Genomic DNA, 691 nt, shown 5'->3' on the forward strand with positions numbered 1-691 from the left:
TTGGTCTCCGGTCACACGTGGTGGAATAACAGCTACAGTATCGGTGGTAGCAGCTAATGATAGTTGGATTCCTAGTGTTGATAGAGGGAAACGGGTAGCACGGGTAACGTTGCATGGTCCAGAGGCAAGAAGCCGGTGGAACAGTTCTAATCCAAGTCGAATTACCGTGCCATCTTTGCCACAGACTTTCGAGTTGGTCGGTAGAGGTAGTAATGGTAATGAGGTTCGTTACGGCTTTGTGTTAAAGCAGTGGTTCGTCAATCGGGGTAATCAAGATAGACCTTATAGAGACCAATTAGCATGGTGTAATAGTTTGGGTTATCGGATGCCTAGGGTAAGGGATTTAACCAATGCGAAGTGTGGTGTAGATAATAATCGGTTTCCTTGTGTAAATGGCATAGATGGCGCAGAACCTAGGTCATCTGTTAATTATTACATGCGTCACATAGGCGCAGGATTTTTCACGGAGTGGGGACGCATGAACGTCTACGCTGGTGCGGGCTTCGTCGGCAACTACTACTGGACGAGCGACGCAGCAGGTAGCAACCAGTTCTCTGTCCCCTCGTACTACGGCGACGTCTACAGCGGCAGCGCTTCCTACAGTTATTACGCTGTTTGCACCGCACCTTAGCTTTTAGCGTTTAGTTCTTAATCCTTAGGGCGCGGGGGGCGATTATGGTGCCTGAGGGGA

General features: G+C 49.3%; 1 protein-coding gene. It reads left to right on the forward strand.

Annotated elements, in window-relative coordinates:
* Positions 1–631 (forward strand): hypothetical protein (locus tag GQ596_RS10940; RefSeq protein WP_202113808.1); only part of this gene is annotated, 631 nt, incomplete at its 5' end.
* Between the last annotated feature and the right edge of the window lie 60 nt (positions 632–691).

The sequence above is a fragment of the Gilliamella sp. Pra-s60 genome (assembly GCF_009795755.1).
Taxonomy (GTDB): Bacteria; Pseudomonadota; Gammaproteobacteria; order Enterobacterales; family Orbaceae; genus Gilliamella.